10 protein-coding genes are annotated in these 8967 nt (G+C 70.6%); 4 read left to right on the forward strand and 6 right to left on the reverse strand.

The features are described 5' to 3' along the window. Positions 1-23: 23 nt before the first annotated feature. The 6 genes from ACIBX3_RS10450 to ACIBX3_RS10475 all read right to left on the reverse strand — a co-directional run bounded on the left by ACIBX3_RS10450 (position 24) and on the right by ACIBX3_RS10475 (position 6528). Positions 24-1553, reverse strand: a complete 1530-nt coding sequence (locus ACIBX3_RS10450) for an ABC transporter ATP-binding protein (RefSeq protein ID WP_397115313.1) — start codon at positions 1551-1553, stop codon at positions 24-26. 35 nt (positions 1554-1588) lie between these two features. Further along, positions 1589-2611, reverse strand: a complete 1023-nt coding sequence (locus ACIBX3_RS10455) for a BMP family ABC transporter substrate-binding protein (protein ID WP_397115315.1) — start codon at positions 2609-2611, stop codon at positions 1589-1591. Between the two features lie 434 nt (positions 2612-3045). Further along, a complete protein-coding gene (locus tag ACIBX3_RS10460) occupies positions 3046-3816 on the reverse strand; it encodes an SDR family oxidoreductase (protein ID WP_397115317.1) in 771 nt (256 codons plus the stop codon). Further along, positions 3813-4400, reverse strand: a complete 588-nt coding sequence (locus ACIBX3_RS10465) for an NADPH-dependent FMN reductase (RefSeq protein ID WP_397115319.1) — start codon at positions 4398-4400, stop codon at positions 3813-3815. Before ACIBX3_RS10465 ends, ACIBX3_RS10460 begins: the two co-directional genes overlap by 4 nt. Beyond that, on the reverse strand, positions 4390-5022 hold the full coding sequence (locus tag ACIBX3_RS10470) for a DsbA family protein (protein WP_397115321.1): 633 nt from the start codon (positions 5020-5022) through the stop codon (positions 4390-4392). The genes ACIBX3_RS10465 and ACIBX3_RS10470 overlap by 11 nt, the downstream gene beginning before the upstream one ends. A gap of 12 nt (positions 5023-5034) precedes the next feature. Beyond that, the gene (locus tag ACIBX3_RS10475; RefSeq protein ID WP_397115323.1) at positions 5035-6528 is read right to left on the reverse strand and encodes an MDR family MFS transporter; all 1494 of its coding nucleotides are present in this window, start codon (positions 6526-6528) and stop codon (positions 5035-5037) included. 86 nt (positions 6529-6614) lie between these two features. On the opposite strand from ACIBX3_RS10475, the gene ACIBX3_RS10480 reads away from it, so the two are divergent. From ACIBX3_RS10480 to ACIBX3_RS10495, 4 genes are all read left to right on the forward strand, one after another. After that, a complete protein-coding gene (locus ACIBX3_RS10480; RefSeq protein ID WP_397115325.1) occupies positions 6615-7358 on the forward strand; it encodes a TetR/AcrR family transcriptional regulator in 744 nt (247 codons plus the stop codon). Between the two features lie 256 nt (positions 7359-7614). After that, positions 7615-7758 (forward strand): hypothetical protein, encoded by a 144-nt coding sequence (locus ACIBX3_RS10485; protein WP_397115327.1) that lies wholly within the window; start codon positions 7615-7617, stop codon positions 7756-7758. Positions 7759-7833: 75 nt separating this feature from the next. After that, entirely contained in the window at positions 7834-8316 is a 483-nt protein-coding gene (locus tag ACIBX3_RS10490) for a tyrosine-type recombinase/integrase (protein WP_397116369.1), read from the forward strand. A 71-nt stretch (positions 8317-8387) separates the two neighbouring features. Further along, positions 8388-8834 (forward strand): hypothetical protein, encoded by a 447-nt coding sequence (locus ACIBX3_RS10495; RefSeq protein ID WP_397115329.1) that lies wholly within the window; start codon positions 8388-8390, stop codon positions 8832-8834. Positions 8835-8967 lie beyond the last annotated feature (133 nt).

Below are 8967 nucleotides of genomic sequence, written 5' to 3' on the forward strand. Positions count from 1 at the left end.
CAACGGGGGGTTGCCGACGCGGGTCATCCGGCGGTCTCCGAGCCTGCGGGCGGCCTCGAGAGGGCGGCGCCCGTCATGGCGGCGCCGAGACGCTCGTCCGTGGCCTCCGCCACCGGCAGCTCGGCCACCACGCGGCCCTCGAACATGACCAGCACCCGATCGGCCAGGGCGCGCAGCTCCGACAGCTCGCTGGACTGCACCAGCACCGCCCCACCGGCGTCGCGCGCCTCGGCCAGCAACGCGTGGATCCGCTCCTGAGCGCCCACGTCCAATCCCTGCGTCGGCTCCTCCACCACCAGCACCGGCGTGTCCTTGGACAGCTCCCTGGCCAGCACCGCCTTCTGCGCGTTGCCGCCGGACAGGCGCTCGATCGGCGCCGTCACCGACGCGGCGCGGATGGAGAACCGCTCCACCAACGCCGCGGCCCGCCGCCGGACCCGGGCGGGATTCAGGCGGACGCCGCGCTGCTCGCCCATCAGCAGGTTGTCGGCCAGCGACATGCCGGAAGCCGTCGCCCGGCCCGCACGGTCCGCGGGCACGGAGGCGATGCGCCGCTCCCGGCCACCGCCGACAGGCCGCCCGTCGAGCAGCACCGAACCCGAGTCGGCGGACCGGAGCCCTGTCACGGCGTCCAAAAGTTCACGCTGCCCGTTCCCCGCCACGCCCGCGAGGCCGACGATCTCACCGGCGCGCACTCCGAAAGAGACCCCGTCCACCGCCATGACGCCGTCACGATCCCGCACCCGCAGGTCTCGCACGTCGAGCAGATAAGGCCGTTCCGAAGCGGCGAGCGGCGCGGGCCGGGCGGGGCCGGCGGACGCTGTGGCGACCGAGCGGCCGATCATGGCGCGGACCAGCTCGTCCGCCGAGGTGGCCGCCGTGTCGAACCGGCCGGTCACCCGCCCGCCGCGCAGCACCGTGACCCGGTCGCTCGCCGCCAGCACCTCCTCCAGCTTGTGCGTGACGAGCAGCACCGACACACCCTCAGTGGTCAACTCCCTGACCATGCGGAACAGCCCCTCGGCTTCGCCAGGGGTGAGCACGGCGGTGGGCTCGTCCAGGATGAGCACCTCGGCCCGCCGGTAGAGCGCCTTGAGGATCTCCACGCGCTGCCGCACTCCTACCGGCAGTTCTCCTGCGCGCGCCGCGGGATCCACGTCCAGTCCGTACCGCCTGGCCAGCTCGGTCACCGCCCGGCGGCCGGCCGCCCGGTCGAGCACGCCGTGCCGCACCGGCTCGGCCCCGATCACCACGTTCTCGGCCACACTCAGGCCGGGAAAGAGCCGGAAGCGCTGGTGCACCATGCCCAGCCCATGGGCGATGGCATCGGCGGGGGAGCGCAGCCGGACGGGAACCCCCGCACGCAGCACCTGGCCGGCGTCGGGGCGGTGCAGCCCGTAGAGCACGGACATCAGCGTGGACTTGCCCGCGCCGTTCTCGCCGACGACGGCGTGCACCTCGCCCGGCCGCACTACCAGGTCGATTCCATCGTTGGCCAGCACGTCGCCGAAGCGCTTGGTGATCCCGGCCAGCTCGACCGCCGGCGCAGGCACCCCATCAGCGGGTCGGCGAGCGTGCTCGAGCGCGCTCATCCCGCCAGCGGGTCGGCGACCGTGATCCGGCCGGCCACGATGTCGTCGCGTACCTGCTTGACCTTGGCGACCACGTCGGGGCTCGAGGTGACCGCGCAGCCGGAGGCGGACAGGTCCGGGCCGAGGGCGTTCACGCCGACGCCGCCCTCTTCGAGCCCGTACACCTTGAGGCCGCCCGCCCGGCCCGCCGCGATGTCCTTGATGGCGGCGCTCTCGGCCACGTCGACGTGCTTGAGCACGTTATCGATGATCGTGTCCGGGCTCTGTGCGCACTGGTTGACGTCCACGCCGAACGACTTGGCCCCGGCGGCGGCCGCCGCCTCGAACACGCCCTGGTTGCCTCCGGACGCTGCGGCGGCCACGATGTCGGCGCCCTGGCCGGTCAGGGTCTGAGCCTGCGACTTGGCTCTCGCCGGATCGCTGAAGGGGTTGTTGCCGCCGACGTACAGCGGCGTGCCGGTGACGGAGGCGTTGACGGACTTGGCGCCGGCGAAGAACGGGTCGATCCAACGGTGCACGAACGGCGAGTCGAGCGCGGCCACCACGCCGATCTTGCCGCTCTTGGACAGCAGGCCCGCCTCCACCCCGGCCAGGTAGGCCGCCTCATGCTCCTTGAACGACACGCAGGTGAGGTTGGCCGCCTGGTCCTTGGCGCACGAGTCCACTTGGAGGAACTGCTGGCCGGGATGCTGCTTCGGCACGGTGGCGAACAGGTCGTCGAACGAGAAGCTGACCCCGACGATCAGGGTCGGCTTCGCCCTGACGGCGGCGTCGAGATTCTGCGCGATGCTTGTGGGGTCCTTGCTCTCGTACAGCTTGAACGAGGCGCCGATCTCCTTGGCCGCGGCTTCCGCGCCCTTCACGCCGAGCTGCAGGAAGCTGTTGGTCCCCACGGGGTTCGGCGTGATGAGGATGACGGACTTGCCGGGGGAGGAAGCGGGCGGCCGGTCGGCTCCGCCGCACGCCGTGAGGGCGAGCGCTGCCGCAGCCAGGACAGCCGGTATGGAGGTCGTGCGCATGGCGGCGAGCATAACATGCATATTAGGTAGGAAATATCGCCTATGGTCCGGATCGTAGGCGGGGCGAGCTTGCTCGCCGGCGTCGGAACTTCCACGGGTTCTACCCGTTCAATCGCCCTGAGCTGAGCGGTGGGCTGCGCGAGCTGCGTGATCCGAACGCCGGCTCCGATGAGGAGGAGTGAGGCCGATGGGTGATGAGCCGCTAGATCGCGCCTGAAGTGGGGGTTTCGACAGTGTGCTTCCGGGGCCGAGTGTCGTGATGGAGGAGCGATCGGAGGCTGCTCGAGCGTGGGATGAACCGTCCGGACCGGCCACGGTGATCAGTACTTCCGGCGTTCAGATGCCGGTTTTCTCAAAGCTCAGCGCGATAGGCGCTCGTCTGCTCGCCGAGTCGGAGCGAGCAGACGAGCATGGGGCCGCTCGGTGGCGTGGGTCTACATGGTCGTCCCGCCTGAGACGTCGAGCCGGTGTCCGGTGACGTAGCGGCTGTCGTCGGAGGCCAGGAAGGCGACGGTGTCGGCCACGTCCTGCGGCGTGCCGAGCCGGCCGAGGGGCGTCTGTGACGAGAGCCAGGCCAGGGCCTCGCCGACCAGGCGTCCTTGGTGCATGTCGGTGTCGATGACGCCGGGGGCGACGAGGTTGACGGTGATGCCGCGCGGCCCGAGCTGCTTGGCCAGGGCGATGGTCATGACGTCGAGTGCGGCCTTGGACATGGCGTAGTCGATTGCCCTGGGCATGGCCGCTCCGCGGGTCAGCATGGTGCCTACGGTGATGATCCGCCCGCCGTCGCGCAGCCGGGGCAGAGCTTGCTGGGTGATGAGGAACGGGGCGGTGGTGTTGACCGCGAACAGGCGCTCAAGGCCCTCCCGGGTGACGCCGTCGATCTCGCTCTGGCCGCCGAGGATGCCCGCGTTGTTGACCAGGATGTCCAGCCCGTCGGCGTGGCCGTCGAAGGCGGTCCACAGGGCTTCGGCGTCGCCGGGCGCGCCCAGCTCGGCCTGGACGGCGAAGACCTGCCCGCCGGCCGCTTCGATGGCGGCGACGGTGTCCTTGGCGGCGGCGTGGTTGCCGCCGTAGTGCACGGCGACCCGGGCTCCTTCGCGGGCCAGCCGGGTGGCGATCGCGCGGCCGATGCCCCGGCTGGCGCCGGTCACCAGCGCTGTCTTGCCGGTCAATGTCGTCATGATCATGCCTTTCTGCTTCATGCGGTGTAGGGGGTGGTGGTCTTGGCGTCGCGCAGGATGCGCGCCCACCAGGTCACCTGGTCCAGCAGGGTCTTGGCGGCCGTGGCCGGGCCGACCGGGTCCTTCGGCTGTCCGTTGCCATCGAAGGACTCCCAGGCGCCGTGGAAGCTGACGGTGTCGCGGGTGGTGACGGCGTGCAGCTCGGCGAAGACGGCACGCAGGTGCTCCACCGCGCGCAGGCCTCCGGAGATGCCGCCGTAGGAGACGAACGCCACCGGCTTGGCGTGGAACTGCTGGTTGTGCCAGTCGATGACGTTCTTCAGCGCGGCCGGGTAGCTGTGGTTGTACTCGGGGGTCACCACCACGAACGCGTCGGCGGCCGCCAGCCGCGGCGTCAGCCCGCCCAGGGCCTCCAGCACCGGCGCGGGCGCGGACATCGACGGGGCCGCCCCGCCGATCGGCACGTCGACCAGGTCGATCACATCGACGTGCAGGTCCGGGCGGGACGCGGCCTGACCGGCGAACCAGCTGGCCACGGTCGGGCCGAAACGGCCGTCGCGGACGCTGCCGACAATGACGGCAAGCCTCAGCGGGTCAATGGTCACGGTGTTCTCCCTTCGTGATGGCGGCCTGTCGCAGCGCCGCCAGCAAGGTTGTCTCGGTCTGGGATCCGGTGAGCGGGGCCAGGTTCTCGATGAGGAAGACCGGCACGCCGGTGATGCCGAGGCGGCGCACGCGGTCGAGCCGGGCGCGCATCTCGGTGCCAGTCGCGTGGCCGGTGGTGATGCCGGCCTCGGCGGCCAGTCGGGCGAGCGTGGCGGGGTCGCCGATGTGCAGCCCGTCGGTGAAGTGGGCGCGAAACAGGCGTTCGGCCATGAGCTCGGCCTTGCCCTGTCGTGCGGCGTCGGCGATGAGGCGGTGGGCGTCGAAGGTGCCGGTGGCGATCGCCTTGCCGTACTCCAGCCGGAGGCCTTCGCGGGCCGCGCGTTCGGCGAAGGCGAGCACGCCGGCGGCCGCTTGCGGGCCGAAGGTGTGTTCCAGGACCTCCAGGAGCGGCCGTCCGTCGGCCAGGGCGCCCGGTGCGAGCTCGAAGGGCAGGAACTCCACCGCCACCGGCAGGCCCTCGGCCCTGAGCCGGTCCGCGGCGCGGGCGAAGCGGGTGTGGCCGAGGTAGGAGTGTACGCAGATGACGTCCATCACGAGCTGGACTTTCACACTCTGTGGCATGGGTGCTCCGCCTCACGCGGCCGCGGTGGCGGGCTCGGCCGACGGGGCGCCATCACGCAAGGGGACCTCGCGGATGAACCAGGCCAGCGCGAAGGCGACGGCGCCAAGCGCGGCGGCGCCGAGGGCCATGGCGTGGATGCCGTCGGAGACGGCGAGGCGAACGGCCTCCCGCGCGGCGGGCGTGAGCCGGACGAGCGCCTCGGGCGTCAAGGCGATTCCGGTGGCGGCCTCCGCGCCGAGGCGATCGACGAGGGTGTCCTGCAGCTGGGCGGTGTACAGGGCGCCGAGGGCGGCCACGCCCAGTGAGGCGCCCATGGTGTGCCAGAGGGTGACCGAGCCGCTGGCCGCCCCCATGTCCCGCGGCTCGGCGCTGTTGATGGTGATGATCGTGGTGGACTGCATCAGCAGGCCCACCCCGAGGCCGCCGATCAGCGTCAGGGCGGAGGCGAGCGCCAGGTTGACGCCGGGGCGCAGCAGGATCAGCGCGAGCATGCCGGCCGCCACGGTCGCGCCGCCGAGGATCGGGTAGATCCGGTAGCGGCCGGTGCGGCTGATGAGCCGGCCGGTGCCGATCAGCACGGCGACCATACCCAGCATGGCGGGCAGGATCAGCAGCCCGCTGGCGATCGGTGAGGCGCCGTGGACCAGCTGCATGTACTGGGGCAGGAAGGTGGCCGCCACCACCATGCCGACGCCGCCGAGGAAGCGGATGACCTGGGCGAGGGTGAAGTTGCGGTCGGCGAACAGGCGCAGCGGGAGGATCGGCTCGGCCGCGCGCCGTTCCACCAATAGCAGAGCGGCCAGCGCCACCAGCCCGACCAGGATCAGGGCGAGGATCGGGGCCGATTCCCAGGCGTACTGGGTGCCGCCCCAGCTGGCGACCAGGCTGAGCGCGACCAATACCACCGTCAGCAGCAGCGCGCCCGGATAGTCGATGCGCGCCCTGATCCGGCGCGGCTCCAGCCGTACGGCGGCGCCGATGAGCAGCAGGGCCGCCGCGCCGACGGGGATGTTGACGAAGAACGCCCACCGCCAGCCCACGTCGGCGAATAGTCCGCCAAGCAGCGGCCCGGCGATGAAGGCGATCGGCATCATGACCCCGAACAGTCCCATGAGCTTGCCGCTGTGCCGGGGCGGCACGAGCTCGCCGATCAAGGCCAGTGCCCCGGTCATCAGGCCGCCGGCGCCCAGTCCCTGGACCATGCGGAAGCCGACGAGCTGGATCATGTCCTGCGCGGCTCCCGACAGCCCGGAGCCCAGCAGGAAGATCGTGATCGCGGCCATGAAGACGACCTTGCGGCCGTACAGGTCGCCGAGTTTGCCCCAGATCGGCGTCGTGGCGGCCATGCAGATCAGGTAGCCGGTCGCCACCCAGGAGAAGTACTCCAGCCCGCCGAGGTCTTTCACGATCACCGGCAGTGCCGGGCCGAGCATCATGCCGTCCAGCGGGGCTGTGATCATGCCCAGCATCACGCCGATCACGCCCACACGAAGAGATCGGTCCATACGTCCTCCAATTCGCGTACTTCGTACGTGAAATGGACCATAACCATTCAGGTACCATGTACGCAAATGGAAGGGAAGGGATGCGCATGGCCGACGAGGAACCCACCAGCATCTGGATGCAGCCCGAGGGGCACGAGCGCTCCGGCCCAGGACGGCGCCCCGGCTACAGCCGTGAGCAGATCACCCGAACGGCCGTCCGTATCGCCGACGCCGAAGGAGTTGAGGCCGTTACCATGCGGCGGATCGCGGGCGAGCTGGGCACCGGCGCCATGTCGCTCTACCGCTACGTACCCCGGCGCGACGACCTGTTCGACCTCATGATCGACCTGGCGATGAGCGAGATCGAGCTCCCCGACGGCCCGTCCGGTGACTGGCGCGGCGACCTGACGCTGCTGGCCCGACAGATCCGCGCCGCCGGCCTACGCCATCCCTGGCTGATCGCGCTGCTCACCAGCCGGCCCACGCTGGGCCCCAACCTGCTGCGCGTGCACGAGTTCGCACTCAGCGCCTTCAACGGGACCGGGCTCGACATCGACGACATCACCGGCCTGGCCGCCATGCTGAACGACTACGTCCACAGCGCGATCCGCCGCGAGATCGGCTGGCTGGAGGAGGCCCGCCGCACCGGCCTGGACCCCGAGCGCTGGAAGCGGGACTACATGGGACCTTATGTCCGCCAGGTCGTCGAATCCGGCGCCTTCCCCCTGTTCAACCGATCGGTTCTCGACTCCCGCACTGCTCACCTCGCCCCCGAGGAACGCTTCCGGCATGGACTCGATCGCATCCTCGACGCCATCGCCGCGCTCATCCCATCGCTCTGTCCTCGTTGAGCAGGAAGTCAGCAACGCTCCTGCGAAGGAGCAGTTCGATCGCCGGGCTCAATTGGCCGCCGGCAAGAACGAGGCTCGGCAGGAGGATAAGCAAGGCGCCGACGACTGAGCGTCCGCCGCGCGCCGTGGCCCGATGCGACAGGGAAGAGCCCATTCCCTGTCACATACAAGATCCTTCCCTCATTCCGGCCAGCGGTTCCACCACGCGGCTCTAGGCTCGAAGCCAGCACGTTCCCTGTCACATAGGATCCCGCCGGTGATCCCCGACCCCGCACAGCCCCCCGACCGACTGCGCGCCGCGGGCGAGCTCGCCCAGCACGCCTCCGAAACCGCGGCGATGGACGCGCCGGCGGACGCGGAGGTCATCCTGCGCAACACCGAGGACTTGCGATCCCCGTGACCATGGCCAAGGTCCTGCCGCTCACCGGCAGTCCGACGCTGGCCGAGGCCGCCACCGCGTTCCTGAACCGCCGCGATCCTAGGCCTCGACGTCGGCGACCTCGTGCGGGAGGCTAAACGGGGGCGCGTACGCCGCAAGGGCGGCGCCATCGACTGGATCTTGTGGCAGTCCGGCACCGCCCGGCTGCTGCCCCGCCTGCTCGCCGGCCGCACCCGCGGCCCGGTCTTCCTCACCGACCGGCGCCCAGGCCCTGCCCGCACTCCCGCCGCCGCCGACCTGTGCCCGGACACCGGCCGCGCCCGGCTGTCCTATGAACGCGCCGAGTACCTGTTCAAACAGGCCACCAAGGACATCGATCCGACCGGTGCCGGCTACACCCTCCACCAGCTGCGCCACTCCCGGCTGACCCACCTGGGCGAGGACGGCTGGTCGGCTTCCATGCTCATGACCCTGTCCGGCCACCGGAACCTGCGCACCCTCGGCATCTACGTCCAGCCCAGCACCGAAGCCGTCGCCGCCGCACTCGCCGAGCACGACCCCGGTCGCCGACGACACTGACCACGCCCCCCATACCGCGCCAGCAGGGTGATCGTATGCCTCGTGACCGAAACCCCATCCGAGTTCAGCGGGTGTCCCGCCTGCGCTGGTGGTGGACCCGCATCACCACACCGCACGCCCCGATGCGCTTCGTCTATCACCTGCCCGCACTTCCGGCCGGCCTGCGCGAAATCTACGTCTACGATCCCGGCGACTACAACATCGCCCGCCTGGTCTGGCAGGTCTGCGAGGCCTGCCGCTGCGGCAGCATCAACAAGATCTCCATCGACCAGGAATGGCAGCGCCAAGGGCTCGGCCGCCACCTCATCCACCGCGCCCTCCGCGACGGACCGGCATACGCCTGGGTCACCTCAGGCCAATCCCCGGAAGCCAAGAAGTTCTTCCCAATCATGAGCGCCGAGACGGGAGCAGCCTTCACCGCGCACGGCCCATCGTGTCCCCACACCAAGCTCGACCGGAAAAGCCTCGCCGCCGAACGCATCCCGCCACCGCGCGCGATGATCGAACACGACATCTGACAACGCCATGGACAACGCCGACCACCAGTCCGCCTCCTCCCACCAGCTGCCGAGGCGGCCGCACCTGACTACACCGTTCCTCAACGCCAGGACGGCTGGCCCAACTGGCGCCGCCGCCGCCCGATGCGCAGCT

Source organism: Nonomuraea sp. NPDC049480 (assembly GCF_044465905.1).
Lineage (GTDB): Bacteria > Actinomycetota > Actinomycetes > Streptosporangiales > Streptosporangiaceae > Nonomuraea.

What these genes read in the sequence shown, in the direction of transcription:
- ACIBX3_RS10455 (WP_397115315.1), bottom strand. Translation starts at nt 2,611, where the DNA reads ATGCGCACGACCTCCATACCGGCTGTCCTGGCTGCGGCAGCGCTCGCC.
- ACIBX3_RS10460 (WP_397115317.1), bottom strand. Translation starts at nt 3,816, where the DNA reads ATGAAGCAGAAAGGCATGATCATGACGACATTGACCGGCAAGACAGCG.
- ACIBX3_RS10470 (WP_397115321.1), bottom strand. Translation starts at nt 5,022, where the DNA reads ATGCCACAGAGTGTGAAAGTCCAGCTCGTGATGGACGTCATCTGCGTA.
- ACIBX3_RS10475 (WP_397115323.1), bottom strand. Translation starts at nt 6,528, where the DNA reads ATGGACCGATCTCTTCGTGTGGGCGTGATCGGCGTGATGCTGGGCATG.
- ACIBX3_RS10480 (WP_397115325.1), top strand. Translation starts at nt 6,615, where the DNA reads ATGGCCGACGAGGAACCCACCAGCATCTGGATGCAGCCCGAGGGGCAC.